General features: G+C 63.1%; 15 protein-coding genes. 14 read left to right on the forward strand and 1 reads right to left on the reverse strand.

Translation table 11 applies throughout. From position 1 onward, the window contains the following. Nucleotides 1-220 precede the first annotated feature (220 nt). The 12 genes from hemA to HXS65_RS00450 all read left to right on the forward strand — a co-directional run bounded on the left by hemA (nt 221) and on the right by HXS65_RS00450 (nt 13,854). Entirely contained in the window at nt 221-1,492 is a 1,272-nt protein-coding gene (hemA, locus tag HXS65_RS00395; RefSeq protein WP_084209244.1) for a glutamyl-tRNA reductase, read from the forward strand. Continuing rightward, a complete protein-coding gene (gene prfA / locus HXS65_RS00400) occupies nt 1,489-2,574 on the forward strand; it encodes a peptide chain release factor 1 (protein WP_077371499.1) in 1,086 nt (361 codons plus the stop codon). Before hemA ends, prfA begins: the two co-directional genes overlap by 4 nt. Before the next feature lies 1 nt (nt 2,575). Continuing rightward, nucleotides 2,576-3,424 carry a peptide chain release factor N(5)-glutamine methyltransferase gene (gene prmC / locus HXS65_RS00405; protein ID WP_176492870.1) on the forward strand — a complete coding sequence of 283 codons (849 nt, stop codon included), beginning with the start codon at nt 2,576-2,578 and terminating at the stop codon, nt 3,422-3,424. A 260-nt stretch (nt 3,425-3,684) separates the two neighbouring features. Beyond that, entirely contained in the window at nt 3,685-4,185 is a 501-nt protein-coding gene (locus HXS65_RS00410; RefSeq protein WP_077371505.1) for an Lrp/AsnC ligand binding domain-containing protein, read from the forward strand. A gap of 112 nt (nt 4,186-4,297) precedes the next feature. Beyond that, complete coding sequence (locus HXS65_RS00415; RefSeq protein ID WP_176492871.1) at nt 4,298-5,050, forward strand: molybdopterin-synthase adenylyltransferase MoeB; 753 nt, start codon at nt 4,298-4,300, stop codon at nt 5,048-5,050. A 299-nt stretch (nt 5,051-5,349) separates the two neighbouring features. Next, nucleotides 5,350-6,735, forward strand: coding sequence for an FAD-binding oxidoreductase (locus tag HXS65_RS00420; RefSeq protein ID WP_176492872.1), 1,386 nt, complete (start codon nt 5,350-5,352; stop codon nt 6,733-6,735). Nucleotides 6,736-6,834: 99 nt separating this feature from the next. Then, a complete protein-coding gene (locus tag HXS65_RS00425; RefSeq protein ID WP_255304380.1) occupies nt 6,835-8,004 on the forward strand; it encodes an ABC transporter ATP-binding protein in 1,170 nt (389 codons plus the stop codon). Nucleotides 8,005-8,006: 2 nt separating this feature from the next. Continuing rightward, a complete protein-coding gene (locus HXS65_RS00430) occupies nt 8,007-8,930 on the forward strand; it encodes an ABC transporter permease (RefSeq protein WP_084209239.1) in 924 nt (307 codons plus the stop codon). Continuing rightward, nucleotides 8,927-9,727, forward strand: a complete 801-nt coding sequence (locus tag HXS65_RS00435) for an ABC transporter permease (protein WP_176492873.1) — start codon at nt 8,927-8,929, stop codon at nt 9,725-9,727. The genes HXS65_RS00430 and HXS65_RS00435 overlap by 4 nt, the downstream gene beginning before the upstream one ends. A 106-nt stretch (nt 9,728-9,833) precedes the next feature. Then, nucleotides 9,834-10,898: a PotD/PotF family extracellular solute-binding protein gene (locus tag HXS65_RS00440; RefSeq protein WP_077371523.1), complete on the forward strand. Its 1,065-nt coding sequence runs from the start codon at nt 9,834-9,836 to the stop codon at nt 10,896-10,898. A gap of 73 nt (nt 10,899-10,971) precedes the next feature. Next, nucleotides 10,972-12,369, forward strand: coding sequence for a glutamine synthetase family protein (locus HXS65_RS00445; protein ID WP_077371526.1), 1,398 nt, complete (start codon nt 10,972-10,974; stop codon nt 12,367-12,369). Nucleotides 12,370-12,561: 192 nt separating this feature from the next. Then, on the forward strand, nt 12,562-13,854 hold the full coding sequence (locus HXS65_RS00450) for an FAD-binding oxidoreductase (RefSeq protein ID WP_136938348.1): 1,293 nt from the start codon (nt 12,562-12,564) through the stop codon (nt 13,852-13,854). A gap of 83 nt (nt 13,855-13,937) precedes the next feature. Here the strand turns inward: HXS65_RS00450 and HXS65_RS00455 are convergent, their stop codons facing one another. After that, entirely contained in the window at nt 13,938-15,314 is a 1,377-nt protein-coding gene (locus HXS65_RS00455; RefSeq protein ID WP_077371532.1) for a glutamine synthetase family protein, read from the reverse strand. Between the two features lie 257 nt (nt 15,315-15,571). Between HXS65_RS00455 and HXS65_RS00460 the strand changes: the two genes are divergently transcribed. Together HXS65_RS00460 and HXS65_RS00465 are read left to right on the forward strand one after the other, a co-directional pair. Next, a complete protein-coding gene (locus HXS65_RS00460) occupies nt 15,572-16,357 on the forward strand; it encodes a gamma-glutamyl-gamma-aminobutyrate hydrolase family protein (protein WP_176492874.1) in 786 nt (261 codons plus the stop codon). A gap of 122 nt (nt 16,358-16,479) precedes the next feature. Beyond that, nucleotides 16,480-17,976 carry an aldehyde dehydrogenase gene (locus HXS65_RS00465; protein WP_136938345.1) on the forward strand — a complete coding sequence of 499 codons (1,497 nt, stop codon included), beginning with the start codon at nt 16,480-16,482 and terminating at the stop codon, nt 17,974-17,976. Nucleotides 17,977-18,038: the final 62 nt, after the last annotated feature.

Here is an 18,038-nt window from a genome sequence, read left to right on the forward strand (position 1 = left end):
ATGGAAATTCCTCATCGCTGGCCGCGCCCTGCAGGCTCGCGTGATGTAGGCGCTGTGATAGAATGAGCACGCTAATTTTACGATTTCAGCCGCTTTGACAAACGAGATCTGCAAGCAGGTGGCCAGGTGCCGGCCCCTTCATTGCGGAGGTTTTCCAAGCGACAGCCGCCTGTCCTCGATGCGAGCCCTGCCGGCCAGACCCTGACGACTGACTGACTCCATGACCCTTCTTGCCCTTGGCATCAATCATCGCACCGCCGCCGTCGATGTCCGCGAGCGCGTTGCCTTCACGCCGACACAGCTCGAGGCTGCGCTGGCCGAGCTGAAGCGTCTGCCGGAAGTTTCCGAGGCGGCGGTGCTCTCGACCTGCAATCGCACGGAACTCTACTGTGTGACCGAGGACGGTGCGCGCTCGGTTCTCGCATGGTTGAGCCGATACCATGGCCTGCCGGCTGAAGAGCTTGAGCGCTGCAGCTATCAACATCTCGGTGAGGAGGCGGTCCGCCACCTGATTCGCGTGGCGGTCGGCCTGGACTCCATGGTGCTGGGCGAGCCGCAGATTCTCGGTCAGCTCAAGGATGCCTATCAGTTCGCCCGCGGTACCGTCGGTCTCGGGGGGGAACTGGAGCAGCTCTTCCAGCATATCTTCCAGGTCGCCAAGCAGGTGCGTACCGAGACGGGAATCGGTGAGAACCCCGTCTCGGTGGCCTATGCCGCGGTCAGTATGGCGAGCCATATCTTCGATGACTTCTCGCGAGCCAATGCACTGCTCATCGGGGCGGGAGACACCATCGAGCTGGTGGCGCGCCACCTCAAGGAAGCGGGCATCGCCAACCTGTGCATCGCCAACCGTACCGTGTCGCGCGCCCAGTCGCTGGCTGATGAGCTGGGCGGGACCGCCATCGGCTTGGAAGGCATTCCGCATGCCCTCGAGAATGCCGATATCGTGATAGCCTCCACCGCCGCTCAGCTGCCGATCCTCGGCAAGGGCATGGTGGAGCGTGCGCTCAAGAAACGCCGTTACAAGCCGGTCTTCATGGTCGATATCGCCGTGCCGCGCGATATCGAACCGCAGGTCGGGGATCTCGATGATGTCTTCCTTTATACCGTGGATGATCTGCAGGAAGTCATCGAGGAGAACCGTCGTCATCGCCAGCTGGCGGCTGCCCAGGCCGAAGAGCTGATCCGGCAGGGTGTCAGTGCCTGGCAGCACCGCAAGCGTGTGCGCAGTGGCGGAGAAGTCATCAAGCGTTATCGTAGCCACGGCGAGCAACTGCGTGCAGAGTGCGAGGCACAGGCGCTGGCCGAGCTTGATCAGGGCCGTGACCCGCAGGAAGTCGTGGCGCAACTGGCCCGTCAGTTGGCCAACCGCTTCATGCATCACCCGACCCTGGCGCTGCGTCAGGCGTCAGGCGACGATCGACAGGATATTCTTCAGACGGCGCAGGAGCTGCTGCTCGCGCCGGTTGATTCATCACAGGACCCTTCATGAAAGACAGCCTCATCACCAAGCTCGACACCTTCCATGACCGCTTCGAGGAGATCTCCGCCTTGCTGTCGGAGCCTGAAGTGATCGGGGATCAGGCCCGCTTCCGTGACCTGTCGCGGGAGTATGCCGAGCTTGAGCCATTGATCGAGGCATGGCAGCGCCATCGCGCCTTGAAGGAAGATCGCGAGGCCGCCCTCGGCATGTGCGATGACAGCGACGCCGAGATGCGCGAGATGGCACGTGAGGAAGTCCGCGAGAGCGATGCGGCGCTTGACGTGCTGGAGGCAGAGATCACCCAGCTGTTGATCCCGCGGGACCCGGATGATGGGGCCAACGTCTTCCTCGAAGTGCGTGCCGGCACCGGCGGTGATGAGGCGGCGCTGTTCGCGGGGGACCTGTTCAAGATGTATTCCCGCTACGCCGAGCTCAAGGGCTGGAAGGTCGAGACCGTCAGCGCAAGCCACGGTGAGCATGGTGGCTTCAAGGAAGTCATCGCCCGCGTCAAGGGCGAGGGGGTCTACTCGCGCCTCAAGTTCGAATCCGGTGCGCACCGCGTGCAGCGCGTGCCTGCCACGGAATCCCAGGGCCGCATCCATACGTCCGCCTGTACCGTGGCGGTGATGCCTGAGGCCGATGAGGTCGGGGACATCGACATCAATCCGGCCGACCTGCGAGTGGATACCTACCGCAGTTCCGGGGCCGGGGGGCAGCACGTCAACACCACCGATTCGGCGATTCGCATCACCCACCTGCCCACCGGTGTGGTCGTGGAGTGCCAGGACGAGCGCAGTCAGCACAAGAACCGTGCGCGCGCCATGTCGTTGCTGGCAGCGCGACTCAAGCAGGCCGCGGTGGACAGCCAGGCACAGGCGACTTCCGATGCCCGTCGCAAGCTGGTGGGCTCCGGTGATCGCTCCGAGCGCATCCGCACCTACAACTTCCCCCAGGGACGTCTGACCGATCACCGCATCAATCTGACGCTCTACAAGCTCAATGAAGTGATCGCCGGTCAGCTGGACGAGGTGATCGAGCCGCTGGTCGTCGAATATCAGGCAGACCAGCTGACGGCACTGCAGGAGCAATGAGGTGAGAATCGATGTCACGTTGGCAGCCGCGGCTGCCCGTCTGAGTGAGTCGGGCAGCGAGTCTCCGCGTCTGGATGCCGAGCTGCTGCTGGGAGAGGTGATGGGGCGCGATCGCACCTGGTTCTATACCTGGGGGGATCGCGATCTCGAGACGGAAGCGGGCGCCGAGGGCGTGGCTCGCTTCGAGGCGCTGCTGGCACGCCGAGCCGAAGGACACCCCGTCGCCCACCTGCTGGGCCGCCGTGAGTTCTATGGCCTGATGCTGCGCTGCTCTCCTGCCACCTTGATTCCGCGCCCGGATACCGAAGTGATGGTGGAGTGCGCGCTGGAGCTGGCCGAGGCGTCCGAAGGCACGCTGCTGGATCTCGGCACCGGCACCGGCGCCATCGCGCTGGCCTTCGCTCGTCATCGTCCGCAGTGGCAGGTGCTGGGGGTCGATCTCATCGAGGAGGCCGTGCAGCTTGCGCGTGACAATGCCGAGCATCTCGCGATTCCCAACGTCGAATTCCGGCGCAGTGACTGGTTCTCCGCCGTTCCCGAGACCGGCTTTGCGCTGGTGACCGCCAATCCGCCTTACCTGGCCGATGATGACCCGCACCTGGCACTGGGTGACGTGCGTTTCGAGCCGCGCTCGGCACTGGTGGCGCGCCAGCAGGGGCTGGCAGACTTCCTGCATCTGATCGAGGCCGCGCCCCGCCACCTGGCCGCGGGCGGTCATCTCATGCTCGAGCATGGCCTGGCCCAGGGCAAGGAAGTGCGCGAGGCGCTGCGCGCCGGTGGTTTTCTGGAAGTGGAAACGCTGGAAGACCTCGGTGGGCGAGAGCGCATCACGCTGGGGCGCATTGGCTGACGCCTCCCCGGCGGGCGGGAATGCAGGCCGGCCCGGACTTGCCAGAGGAAACCCCTGCTTTCAGTGGAGCCTGCGTGGAATCCTCGTCGCAGGCCTGCCTGTGCGGGCGTATCTCCTGTCGGGCGGGTATGGTAGTAATAAGCGATGCATGACTGGAAAGGTCGCCTGATTACCCCCGCGTTCTCGGGTTGCCTGACTGCACGAAAGACAGGAGTAAGGATGATCCTGCTGCAAGTCACCCTGCTGGGAAAACTATTATAATGAAAGCGAAATCACGTTCTCTGGACCGCATTGACCTCAAGATCCTGCGCTGCCTGCAAGAAAATGCGCGCATTTCCTATGTCGACCTCGCCTCCGAGGTGGGACTCTCCACCACTCCCTGTCTGGAGCGAGTCAAACGCCTCGAGCGTGCCGGCATCATCCGTGGCTACAAGGCCGTGCTGGACCCCAAGGCGCTCAAGGCCAATCTGCTGGTCTTCGTCGAGATCAGCCTCGAGACCCAGTCACCCTCCGTCTTCGATGAATTCCGCCGTGCCGTCTCCAAGCTGCCGCAGATCCAAGAGTGTCATCTGGTTTCGGGGCAGTTCGATTACATCCTCAAGTGCCGGATTCCGGAAATGTCCGCCTATCGGCAGTTGCTCGGGGATGTGGTGCTGACACTGCCCGGGGTCAAGGAATCCAAGAGCTATGTGGTGATGGAAGAGGTCAAGGAGCAGTTCTCGCTGCATGTGCCGGACATCGAGGATCTCGACGCCAAGTGACGAGCCCCTGATGCCAGCGGCAGGGCTCAGGGTTTAGAGCTCAGAACTCAGGCCCAGGCCCGGCGGCCGGCCAAAGCACTCACTTCATTCACAGACAGACGGCTCACCTTCCATGCAAGATTCGCAACTGCTGCGCTATTCGCGTCAGATATTGCTCCCTCAGGTCGATATCGCGGGTCAGCAACGATTGCTGGCCGCGCGGGTGCTGGTGATCGGAGCTGGCGGCCTGGGGTGCCCGGCGGCGCTCTATCTGGCGGCAGCCGGTGTCGGCACGCTGGTGCTGGCCGATGATGACCATGTCGAGCTCTCCAATCTGCAACGTCAGATCGCCCACGGAGAGGCGGACATCGACCAGCCCAAGGCGCGCTCGCTCGCCAGCTCGGTGTCGGCGATCAATCCCGACACCGAGGTGATCGCCCTGTCCGAACGCCTTCAGGGCGAGGCGCTGGCCGAGCAGGTTGCCGCCGCGGACGTGGTGCTCGATTGTACTGACCGTTTCAGTTCGCGCTTCCCGATCAACGCCGCCTGCGTGGCGGCAGGCACGCCGCTGGTGTCAGGTGCCGCGATTCGTTTCTCCGGTCAGCTGGCGGTGTTTGATCGCCGTGAGGCAGATGCGCCGTGTTACGGCTGCCTGTATTCGCCGGAAGAGCAGGGCGATGAAGAGCTGACCTGTGCCGAGAGCGGGGTCATCGCGCCGTTGGTCGGCATCATCGGGGCCTTCCAGGCGCTGGAAGCGCTCAAGCTGATCAGTGGTGCCGGGCATGTGCATCGAGGGCTCGCCACCTTCGATGGCCTGACCGGTGAGTGGCGACGCATGGGGCTCAAGCGTGACCCCGCCTGTCCGGTATGTCGTCGCTCGACATGACATGAGTGGAGCACTCCCCGAGCACCCTTCACGCCAATGCGTGGAGAGTCTGTCACCAAGCCCCGCAGCCTCTCAGGCTGCGGGGCTTTTGCTTTTCTGATCTCAAAAGCCTGACGCTGATGACCTCAGGGGCGTGCGCCATTGTGGGGCGTAAAAGGGGGGGGGGCAAGGCGGTGCGTGTTGAAAATTTATACCTCGCGAGGCAATCAATATGCAGTATTTGCCGTTGACGTGTGGTAAATAACGCAAATATTCCCCGGGTCGGTGAATAAACTCAACAGTGGCGGGTAAGGAGGGGCATGGTCGGCTGCAGATCAGGCGCGACAGACGAGCCGCGGCGAGACCGCCAGGAAGCGCAGCGTGGGCGTGATGACATCCGCTCCTACTACCGGGCCAGTCAGCGTGTGACGCTTGCACCCTGTCCACCGTTGGCCGGGGAACGGCGCGCTGATGTCTGCGTGATCGGCGGCGGTATCACTGGCTGCTCAGCGGCTCTGCATCTCGCTGAGCGTGGCTATTCGGTCATCCTGCTGGAGGCGCGCGGCATCGGCTTCGGGGCTTCGGGACGCAGTGGCGGCCAGATCCTGCCGGGACTTGGCACCGATATCGCCACGGTCGAGAAGGCTCTCGGCCGTGAGCAGGCGCATGCCATCTGGGAGATGAGTCGCGAGTCGGTTCGTCTCACCACCGCAGTGATCGAGAAGCACCGGATCCCCTGTGATTATACCCGCGGCTATCTGCATGCTGCCGTCAAGCCGCGACATGTGCGCGAATTGCAGGAATTTCAGGCGCGCATGGCACGCGATCATGACTACCATGCATTGCAGTGGTTGCAGGGGGATGCCCTGCGAGCGCGAGTCGTTACCGATGCCTATCCCGGGGCGCTGCATGATGGAGAGGGTGGCCATCTGCATCCGCTGAATTACACCCTCGGGCTTGCGCGTGCTGCCCAGCGGGCAGGGGTCACGATCTGTGAACAGAGTCCTGTGCTCAAGCTCGAGCATGGCCGAAGTGGCAGTGGCATCGTCGCCAATGGCTCCGGTGGGCAGGCAGGGCGTGCGCGTGTGCATACCGCGCAGGGCAGCGTGAGTGCCGAGTTCGTGGTGGTGGCGACCAACGCCTATCTCGATGGCCTGGTCCCGCGGCTGGATGAGCGCATCATGCGCGTCGCCAATTATATCGTGGCCACCGAACCGCTCAGCGAAGCACAGGTCGCGCAGGTGTTGCCGGGCAATGATGCCCTTTCCGATGCCAACTTCGTGCTCGACTACTACCGTCTCTCTGCTGACAGGCGCCTGCTCTACGGGGGGGAGGTGAGCTATACCGGACGAGAGCCGCGCCACCTCAAGACGCGCATGGACGGCAAGATTCGCCGTCTGTTTCCGGCGCTTGACGGGGTGGGGATCGATTACCGCTGGGGCGGTGACGTGGCCATCACCATGAATCGGGCACCGGACTTCGGGCGTCTTGCCCCGAATGTCTATTACGCCCAGGGGTACTCGGGACATGGCATGTCGCTTGCAGGGCTGGCGGGCAAATTGATCGCCGAGACGATTGCCGGCCAGGCGGAACGTTTCGATGTCTTTGCCGCCATGCCCCACCGCGCCTTCCCGGGTGGACACTGGTTGCGAACTCCTCTGCTGGTCCTGGCGACCAGCTTCTACACGCTGCGTGATCGGCTCTAGGCCGAAGCCATGATGAAGGTGCTGCACATTTGACATCGTTGATCATCCCGACAGCCCATGAGCGGGACACGACTGGTGAGTAATCGCAAGGGAGGCGCGATGAGCGCAGTGGACAGCAACGAGGGTATGGCGCCTGAGCGAGACACGAGAGAGTCGTCGGAGGCTGGCCAGCCCCGGTTCCAGTGCCGTGCCGCGTCATCCATTCAGCTCAAGGGGCTGCACAAGCGCTTCGGCAACGAGGTGGCGGCGCTTGATGGTGTGGATCTCGCCATTCAGCCCGGCGAGTTCTTCACGCTATTGGGGCCTTCCGGGTGTGGCAAGACGACGCTTCTGCGCATTCTGGCGGGGCTGGAGGCATTGGATGAGGGGCAGGTGGTGATCGGCGGGCGCGATGTCACCGATGTGCCGCCGCATCAGCGCAGCATCAATACGGTCTTCCAGTCCTATGCGTTGTTCCCGCATCTCAGCGTGCGTGACAACCTCGCCTTCGGTCTGCGCATGCAGGGCATGCCGAGTGGCGAGCGCGAGGCAAAGGTCGCCGAGATGGCCGAGTTCATCAAGCTGGGGAGTCTGGTCGATCGCCGGGTCGACCAGCTCTCAGGTGGTCAGCGCCAACGTATCGCGCTGGCGCGGGCGCTGGTCTGCGAGCCGGATGTGCTGCTGCTGGATGAACCGCTGTCGGCGCTGGATGCCGGGCTGCGCAGTCAGATCCAGATCGAGCTGCTGCGTCTGCAGAAGCGCCTTGGCATGACCTTCGTGTTCGTCACCCATGATCAGCAGGAAGCGATGGTGATGTCGGACCGCATCGCGGTGCTCGACAGCGGCAGCATCCAGCAGGTGGGGACGCCGCGCGAGATCTATGAATGCCCGGTCAATGCCTTCGTGGCGCGTTTCATGGGGCATGCCAATCTGTTCGAGATCACGGCTCGCGATGACAGCCGCGATGACGCCGTCCGGCTGACCACGCCGCTGGGCATGCTGACGGCGCAGGCACCGGGCAGCGGCGGGTTGCTGCTGCTGCGCCCCGAGACGCTGGATCTGCGGCGGCGTCCCGCCAGCGAATTCGAACACTACGACGTGCTGGAAAATCATCTGCCGGGCCGAGTACAGGAGCGACTGTACCGCGGTAGCCATGCCGAATATCGCGTGGAGGTGGCGGGTGTCACCTTGCAGGTGGTGGTCAACAATCGGGGCGGCCAGTTGCCGGACGTGGGAGACCACGTCGATGTGGTGGTGGCCGCGCAAGACCTGATCACGCTGGAGGCATGACGATGGCCTATCACGGGAGCTTGCCCACGGCACGCAGTCGCGCGGTGGTGGCCGAGTCACGCCACCTGCTGTTGACGGTCGCCCCCGGCGCGCTGTGGATCATCATCTTCCTGGTGCTGCCCAGTCTCTATCTGATGAGCGTGGCCTTCATGAGCAATGGCCCCTATGGCTTGCCGGAGATGCCCTTGTCGCTGACCTCGTTTACGCAGCTGGCGGGTCAGGGCTTTCTCGGCTGGAGCCCGGGCAACCTCATGACGCTGGGGCGCTCGCTGTGGCAGACCGTGCTTTCCACCGTGCTGGTGGTGCTGGTGGCGTATCCGATCGCCTATCACATCTCGCAGGCAGACCAGCGCTGGCGGCCGATCATGCTGCTGGCGGTAGTCGTGCCGTCCTGGACCAATCAGGTCATCCGCACCTTTGGCTGGATGAACCTGCTGGCGCCGGGCACGCCGATGGCGGAGCTGGCCGAGGCCATGGGCATGATCGCGCCCAACATGGGGCTCTATCCGTCCAATTTCGCGGTCACGCTGGGGCTGGTCTACAACTTCCTGCCCTTCATGGTGCTGCCGCTGTATGCCGCTTTCGAGAAGCTCAATCTCTCGCTGGTGGAAGCGGCGCAGGATCTCTACGCCTCGCCGCTCAAGGCTTTCTGGCATGCGGTATTCCCCCAGACGTTGCCGGGGCTGCTGGCGGGGGTGGTGCTGGTGGCGATCCCGGCGTTCGGCATGTACGTGATTCCGGAACTGCTCGGCGGTGGCAAGGGCATGATGCTGGGCAATCTGGTCGCCAATCAGTTCTCCGGCAGTGCCAACTGGCCACTGGGGGCGGCGGGGGCGATCCTGATGTTGATCGCGACCTTCATCGGACTCTATGCCATGCGTCGCATCGGCAGGCGCCTGGGTGGCGGTGAAGAGGTGGTGATATGACGCGCGGCGGACTTCACAAGGGATTGCGGGGCTTCTGGTGGCTGACGCTCGGTTTTCTGTATCTGCCGCTGATCGTGGTGATGCTGTTCTCCTTCAATGCCTCCAACAGTGCCGCCAGCTTCACCGGCGTGTCACTGCGCTGGTATCGGCGCCTGCTGGGCAATGACGCGATTCTGTCGGCGCTGGGCAATTCGCTGTGGCTGGCGGTGGTCTCGTCACTGCTGGCGCTGATGATCGGGACGCTGATCGGCTATGGAATGTATCGCCATCGTCACCGCAAGCTGGGGTGGCTGATCGTGTTGATCTATCTGCCCATCGTGTTGCCGGACATCGTGTTCGGGATCTCGGAAATGACCTTCTTCGTCAAGATCAATGAGTTGACCGGGCTGCTGTCACCGGGGCTGGGCACCATGATCATCGCGCATGTCACCTTCCAGATTCCCTTCGTGGCGCTGATCGTCTATTCACGCTTCGTCGGTCTGGATCCGACATTGTTCGAGGCGGCCAAGGACCTCTATGCCACGCCGCGCCAGCGCGTGCAGTTCTTCATGTTGCCGACCCTGAAGCCGGCGTTGATCTCGGGCTTCCTGCTGTCCTTCACGCTGTCGCTGGATGACTTCGTGATCAGCTTCTTCACGTCAGGTCCGGAGAGCGCCACCTTGCCGATCTACATCTGGAGCGCGATACGCAAGGGCGTGACACCGGAGATCAATGCCATCGCCACCCTGATGATGGCGGTGGTCGCCCTGGCGGCGATCGTGAGTCTTGCGCTGTCACGCCGGCGCAGCGCTTCATGATTTCGCTGGAGGGTCACTCGTCGTACCCCGCCCCTGACCAGGCAGGCATGCCGGTATTGGGGGCGGGCATTCACCACCTTTCTCATCGACTGAACGGAGCATCACAATGACAACTCACACGCTGCGTCTCGCGGTCGCCATCGGCAGTCTGCTGCTGGCAGGCGCCGCCCAGGCTGAAGACCGGAAGCTGTATCTCTTCAACTGGACCCAGTACATGGACCCGGAGATCATCACCGCCTTTGAAGAGGCCTTCGATGTCGAGGTGGTCGAGAATTATTACAACTCCCTGCCGGAAATGCTGGCCAAGCTGAATGCCGGCGGGGTGTCCCAATACGACATCATCGTGCCGTCCAATTACTACGTGCCGCGCCTGATCAACACCGGCCTGGTCCAGAAGATCGACAAGGCGAAAGTGCCCAACCTGGCCAATGTCGATGCGCAGTTCAAGGACCCGAGCTTTGACCCGGGAGCCAACTACACCGTCCCGTATCAGTGGGGAGTCACCGGGCTGGTCTACAACGCCAGCACGTTCAAGGATGCCCCCAAGAGCTGGTCACTGCTGTTTGATCCCGCCGTCAATGCCTCATATCCGTTCAGCCTGATGGGCGATGGCCAGGTCAGCATGGGGGCGGCCTGTGCCTATCTCGGTCATGGCTATGACTGTACCGGCATGGATGCCTGGCGTGAGGCGGCCAGATTGCTGATCGAGACCAAGCATCGCGACAACTTCAGCGGCTTCTCCGATGGCACGCCGGCCCTGCAACAGCTGGCACGCAAGGTCACGCATGGTGCGCTGTCCTACAACGGCGACTATCTGTTCTATCTGGACGAGAATCCGGAGTCCTTCGCCGATATCAAGTACATGATTCCGGATGAAGGTGCCGAGAAGTGGGTCGATTCGATGATGATTCCCGCCAAGGCGCCGCACCCTGAGCTGGCACACGCCTTCATCAACTTCCTTCTGGACGCCAAGGTCGGCGCGCAGTTGTCCAACTACAACTACTACGCCAGCCCCAATGCCGCCGCCAGGCCGTATCTGGATGAGGTGCTGACCCAGCCACCGATCCAGCCCTCTGAGGATGACATGGCGCGTCTGCATTTCTCGCCGAGTCTCTCCGGTGAGCAGTTGCAGATCTTCCAGCAGTTATGGTCGGAAGTGCAGGCTCGTTGAGTCGGCGTCTCGTCGATCGCGGGCATCTCGTCATTGACCGCAGGCGCTGCCTGCGGTGTTCAAGGAAGGTGTTATGAGTGTCAATCACGTGGGTCACGAGCAGCCGGGTCATGAAGATGATGACGCGATCCTGCAGGAATGGTTCGCCGCTCACGGTATCACCGAGGTGGAATGTCTGGTCACGGATCTGACCGGCATTCTCAAGGGCAAGATCATGCCTGCGCGCAAGTACCTCAATGGCGGGCGGCCACGCCTGCCGGATTCGCTGTTTATCCAGACCGTCACGGGAGGCTATCCGGATGATGAAGACAGCCGATTCTGGAACCCGGCCGAACAGGACATGCAGCTGATTCCGGACGTGAACGCGCTCTATCTGGTGCCGTGGGCGGAAGACCCCACCGCACAGGTCATCCACGATTGCTATTACCTGAATGGTGAGCCGGTCGAGCTGTCGCCACGCTATGTGCTCAAACGGATACTGGCATTGTATGCCGAACAGGGCTGGCAGCCGGTGGTGGCGCCGGAGGCCGAGTTCTATCTGGTCAAGACCAATACCGACTCCGATTATCCGCTGGAACCGCCCATCGGCCGCAGCGGTCGGCAGGAGAGCAGCCGTCAGTCCTTCTCCATCGATGCGGTCAATGAATTCGATCCGCTGTTCGAGGAGATGTATGACTACTGCGAGGCGATGGGGCTGGATCTCGACACCCTGATCCATGAAGAGGGAGCGGGGCAGATGGAGGTCAATTTCGAGCATGGGGATGCTCTTTCTCTCGCCGACCAGGTGGTGATGTTCAAGCGCACCCTGCGGGAGACGGCGCTGCGACATGGCATGTACGGGACCTTCATGGCCAAGCCGATGGCCTATCAGCCGGGTAGTTCGATGCATATCCACCAGAGCCTGGTGGATGTCGAGTCAGGCAATAACCTGTTTGCCGATGCGTCGGGTCAGCCGAGCACGCTGTTCCGTCACTTCATCGGGGGCCTGCAGACCTATCTGCCCGCCGCGATGCCGTTCTTCGCCCCCAACGTCAATTCCTATCGGCGTCTGATGCGCAATGACACCAGCGGCTCCGCACCCATCAATGTCGAGTGGGGCCTGGACAACCGCACCGTGGGCCTGCGGGTGCCGGTGTCGGACGCGGCAGGTACGCGGGTCGAGAATCGTCTGGCGGGCGCCGATGCCAATCCCTATCTGGTGATGGCGGCTTCGCTGGCGTGTGGTTATCTGGGAATGATGGAGCGGATCGAGCCGCGCCCTCCGGTGGTCGGCTCGGCCTGGGAGGGCGGCAATACCCTGCCGGACGATATCGGCCCGGCACTCGATGCTCTGCATGCCTGTACGCCGTTGGCCAACATCCTCGGCGAGCGCTTCGTGAAGAGTTATCTGGCCGTCAAGCGTGCCGAGCATGGGGAATACTTCCAGGTCATCAGCTCCTGGGAGCGTGAGCACCTGCTGCTGCGTGTCTAGACCCCTGCGGTACGCCAATGGATACCGGGAGGCCACGACATCCGTCGTGGCCTCCCGAGGTTCAGGGGAAGAGGCGGGCGGAAGAAGGGTTGTCGTCAGTGAGAGGCATGACGCGTCAGTCCGGCGCTCATGGTGTGTATCTGCAAGATGTCTTGTTCGCAGGTTGATCTGGTCTACCACAAGGATGCTGTCATGAGTGCCACTACCCCCCTGGAGCCTGCCGCCTCCTGGTATGCCGCTTCCGCCAATGCCGCCCCCGAGCGCCCGCCGTTGTCCGGTGAGGTCAGCTGCGATGTCTGCGTGGTCGGCGCTGGCTTCACGGGAATCTCGGCGGCACTGCACCTGGCCGAGCAGGGGCTCAAGGTGATGGTGCTGGAGGCCGCCTGCGTGGGGTATGGGGCCTCGGGTCGCAATGGCGGGCAGATCGTCAACAGTTACAGTCGCGACATGGACGTGATCGAGGCGCGCTTCGGCGCACGGACGGCGCAGGCATTGGGCGACATGGCCTTTGAGGGCAATCGCATCATTCGGGATCGCATCGCTGACTATGCCATCGACTGCGATCTGCGCGACGGCAACCTCTTTGCCGCCTGCAACGCTCGTCAGCTCAAGGGACTCAAGGAGCACAAGGCCCTCTGGGAGCGCTATGGCAATACCAGTCTCGAATTGCTGGAAGGGGATGCCTACCAGCGTGAAGTGAGCGCCGAAGGGTATACGGGCGCCCTGGTCGACCACTCCGGCGGCCATCTCCACCCGCTCAATCTGGTGCTGGGCGAGGCCGCGGCCTTCGAGTCCCTCGGCGGGGTGATCTTCGAACATAGCCCGTTGGTGAGTCTCGAGCATGGCAGTCCGGTCGTGCTCAGGACGGCCGCTGGCGCCATCCGGGCCGAGCGTGTGGTGATGGCGGGCAATGCCTATCTTCACGGCGTGCTGCCGGAGCTCGAGGGCAAGTCGATGCCCTGCGGCACGCAGATCATCGCCACCGAGCCGTTGGCGGATGACGTGGCGCGCGGGCTGCTGCCCAATGGCATGGCGGTGGAGGACTGCAACTATCTGCTGGATTACTACCGCCTGACTCGCGACAACCGTCTTCTCTTCGGGGGCGGTGTCAACTACGGCGGTGAAGACCCCGCCGATATCGAGGCCCTGATTCGGCCCAAGCTGCTCAAGGTCTTCCCGCAGCTGGCCAGTGTCAGGATCGACTACGCCTGGAGCGGAACCTTCCTGATGACGCTCAATCGACTGCCGCAGTTCGGCGTGCTCAATGACAATGTCTATTACGCCCAGGGGTATTCCGGGCATGGCGTGACCTGCAGTCACCTCGCCGGGCGACTGATCAGCGAGGTGATGAGGGGGCGTGAGGGTCGCTTCGATGCCTTCGCGAACCTGCCGCATCTGCCGTTTCCCGGGGGACGACTGTTGCGAGTGCCGTTGTCAGCCGTGGGAGCCTGGTACTACCAGACACGCGACAGGCTCGGCCTCTGACGCACCCGAAGCGGGAGGTCAGGGCCAGTGGGCGCGCTCCGGCCGGAATGGCCACTGCGCAAGCGTGTCCGGGGTGAGGCGCCTCAGATGCTGCGCAGGTACCAGTCGTATTCCAGACGGCTGATGATCTGCATCGCGGCCTCGCGCTCCGCCCGGCGACCGGCAATGAAGACATTCAGGAAGCGCTCGCTGAAAGCGGCCGTGAGGGGAGCGCTTTCCTCCAGCAGCGTCAGGGCCTCGGGCCAGCTGTTGGTCAGGCTGGGCTCGAACTGATCATAGGCATTGCCGGTCACCGGCTCACCCGGGGAGATCCGATGGGTGATGCCATGGATGATGGAGGCCAGCAGCGTCGCCAGCAGCAGGTAGGGATTGACGTCAGCCCCGGCGACCCGATGCTCCAGCCGACGCGCCTCATTGGGGCCGGAGGGAATGCGGATGGCGACCGAGCGGTTGTCGAATCCCCAGGTGGGCGCCATCGGTACGTACAGGCCCTGCTGGAAACGGCGATAGGAATTCAGGTTGGGGGCAAACAGCGCCATGGAGGCGGGCATGAGTTCCAGCAGGCCGCCGATGGCGTGACGCAGGGTCTCGGTGCCCAGAGGATTCTCGCCGGGGTCTGCGAAGACATTGTGTCCATCGCGGTCCACCAGGCTCAGGTGCGCATGCATGCCATTGCCGGCTTCATCACCGTACGGCTTGGCCATGAAGGTCGCGTCGAAGCCATGACGCAGGGCGACACCCTTGATCAGGCGTTTGAGCAGGACGGCGCTGTCACAGGCCTTCATGACGTCGTCGAGATGAATCAGGTTGATCTCGAACTGACCCGGGGCGCACTCCTTGAGCGCGGTATCCAGCGGCAGCTGTTGGATGCGTGCGGCATCCTGGATCTCTTCCAGAAAGTCGGCATATTCATCCAGCTCTCCGATGGAGTAGAGCTGGCTTTCCGTGGCGCGCTCACCCGTGAGCGGAGAGCAGGGCGGCTGCACCATGCCCAGGTCATCGCGCTCACGATCCACGAGATAGAACTCCAGTTCCAGCGCGACGACGGCGGTCAGCCCCATCCCGGCCAGAATATCGACTTGTTTCTGCAGCTGATTGCGGGGGTCTGCGAAGAAGGGGCCGTCCCTGTCATCGCGCATGTTCATCAACAGCTGGCCTTGCTTGCCGCCGCGCAGCCAGGGGGCTGGCATCAAGGTGCCGGGGATCGGGCGGCAGACCTGATCCCCATCCCCGGTCTCCAGGCCCAGACCGGTCTCTTCGATGGTGTTGCCGGCGATATCGATCGCGAAGACGGAGCCTGGCAGGTTGATGCCCTGCTCGTAGGCCTTTTCCAGATTCTCGCGCGGGATACGCTTGCCGCGCTGGATGCCGCTGATATCACTGATCAGCAGGTCGATGCTCTCGATTTCCGGATGGCGGTCCAGAAACTCTCTGGCCTCATCGACGTGAAGGCTGTTCATGGGGGGGCCTGTGAGTGGGTGGTGGCACATCATATATCGCCACGCCATCCCGTGTTGTCAAATAATTCACAGCGCTTACCCGTTGCACCCTCGAGGCAGTATCATCGGCTGAGGCGCTTTCTTTCGATCTCTGTCCCGTGGTTTCCCCTTGCTTGAGATTGCCTTCGTGCCTGAGTGGCAAGGATGTCAGTTCAATCGATGTTGAATAAAATATACCAAATGACCGGGGTGCATGAGCGGCCCCTGAAGGAGAACCCATGACGTCTCGCCCTCTGGTGGGTGTGATCGCCTGCCGTCGCACGATTGAAGGCCATCCGGCGCACATGGTGACTGACAAGTACGTCAGTGCCCTGCGCGAATTCGGGCTGGAGCCACTGGTGATCCCGGTATGGGAAGACGTCATGGCTGACTCGGCCAGAGCGCTGCTGGCGCGACTGGATGGGTTGCTGCTGACGGGCAGCTATTCCAACGTGCATCCGGCGCGGTATGGCGAGGCCATCGCGCCGGAGAATACCTATGAAGACACGGCACGAGATGCGTCAGCCATGGCCTGGGTACCGCTGGCGCTCGAGTTGCAACTGCCGTTGCTGGGTATCTGTCGCGGCTTTCAGGAGCTGAACGTCGCCTTTGGTGGCAGCTTGCATCAGGCGGTGCAGAACGTGCCCGGCTTGAGGGATCATCGTGAGCCCGAGGGCGATCTCGACGTGCAGTTCGCCCCCTCCCATGGCATCAGCATCCTGCCGGGCGGGCGTCTGGCCGAGTTGTACGCCGCGTCTGAGGCGCGGGTCAATTCCGTGCATCAGCAGGGAATCGCGCGGCTGGGCGAGGGGCTGCGTGTCGAAGCGGTCGCTCCGGATGGTCTGGTGGAGGCGATCTCGATCATCGCAGCGGGAGCCTTCGCGCTGGCGGTGCAATGGCATCCCGAATGGAAGCCACGTCAGCACCCGCTGTATCAGGCGATTCTGGAAGGATTTGCCGCGGCCTGTCGGGACAGGTCCGGGCAAGCATCATCCGTTCAGGAGACACCTCGTCAGCCGTCGTGAAGATGACGACGAAGCCGCGTCCCGCGCGCCTGCAGACGCTGCAGGATGACACGGCGCTGGCTGCCTCTCCTGCGTTCTCGTGTGACCTGCCCCCCCTCTTACCTGACTTCGGAATCCTGATCATGAGCCGTCCCCGGACATTGACCGATTGGCAGGCGCTCGCCGCCCGTCTGACGCCGCAACTGCAAGGCAATGCCTTCATCAACGATGACTTCGTGCCGGCGGTCAGCGGCGAGACCTTCGAGTGCCTCAATCCGGCCACTGGGAAACGATTGGCGAAGGTGGCCAGCTGTGACGGCGCCGATGCCGAGATCGCCGTCCGACATGCCCGCGCCGCCTTCAAGAGAGGTGTCTGGTCGCGCATGGCGCCTGTCGAGCGCAAGGGCGTGCTGCTCAGGCTGGCGGACCTGATGGAGGCACACCAGGATGAGCTGGCGCTGCTGGATACCCTCGACATGGGCAAGCCGATCACCAGCGCGCTGGATGATGTGGCGGGAGCGATCGGTTCGATGCGCCATCAGGCCGAGTCCATCGACAAGCTGTACGGCGAGGTCGCGCCGACCGGCGAGCAGGTGCTGGGGCTGGTGCTGCGCGAGCCGCTGGGGGTGGTGGCCTCCATCGTGCCGTGGAACTTCCCGCTGATGATGACGGCCTGGAAGGTCGCGCCGGCGCTGGCCGCGGGCAACAGTGTCATCCTCAAGCCGTCGGAGAAGTCACCACTGTCAGCGCTGCGTCTGGCGGCACTCGCACGTGAGGCAGGTCTCCCGAGTGGCGTCTTCCAGGTGTTGCCGGGCTTCGGGCATACCGTCGGGCGTGCGCTGGCCCTGTCGATGGACGTCGAGTGTCTGGCCTTCACCGGTTCCACCACCGTCGGCAAGCAGCTGATGCAGTATGCCGGACAGTCGAACCTGAAGCGTGTCTTCCTGGAGTGCGGTGGCAAGAGCCCCAACATCGTGTTCGCCGATTGCGCGGATCTGGATCGCGTGGCGGAGAGTGCCGCTGCCGCCATCTTCTACAACCAGGGGGAGGTCTGCATCGCCGGTTCTCGCCTGCTGGTGGAAAACTCGATCCGCGACGCCTTCGTCGCCAAGGTGGTGGCGGCTGCCGAGCGCATGCAGCCGGGCGACCCGCTGGACCCGACAAGCTTCATGGGGGCGATGGTCGACAGCACCCAGCATGAGCGCGTGATGGGCTACATCCGCAAGGGGATCGAGGAGGGGGCGGTGCTGCGTGCCGGCGGCGAAGACGTTGCCGGGCCGGGGCTGTTCATCCGTCCGGTGGTCTTCGATGGCGTCACGCCCGAGATGGTGATCGGCCGTGAGGAAATCTTCGGGCCGGTGCTGTCGGTCTTCGGTTTCGAGACCGAAGAGGAGGCGCTGGCGCTGGCCAATGACAGTGATTTCGGACTGGCGGCGGGGCTCTGGAGCCAGGACATCGGCCGCATCATGCGCATGACCCATCGTCTCGAATCCGGCCAGGTCTTCGTCAACAACTGGGCGGGGGGCGATCAGAGCATGCCCTTCGGCGGCGTGAAACAGTCCGGCAACGGGCGCGACAAGTCCCATCACTCGCTGGCGGAATACACCCAGCTCAAGAGTGTCTGGATCGCGCTGAGCTGAACTGAAACCGGGCCGAACCGGGCTGTCACGCGTTGGCGGAAACACCGTGCAGCACGAAAAGA

This window comes from Cobetia sp. 5-25-4-2, from assembly GCF_013374075.1.
GTDB classification, from domain to species: Bacteria; Pseudomonadota; Gammaproteobacteria; order Pseudomonadales; family Halomonadaceae; genus Cobetia; species Cobetia marina.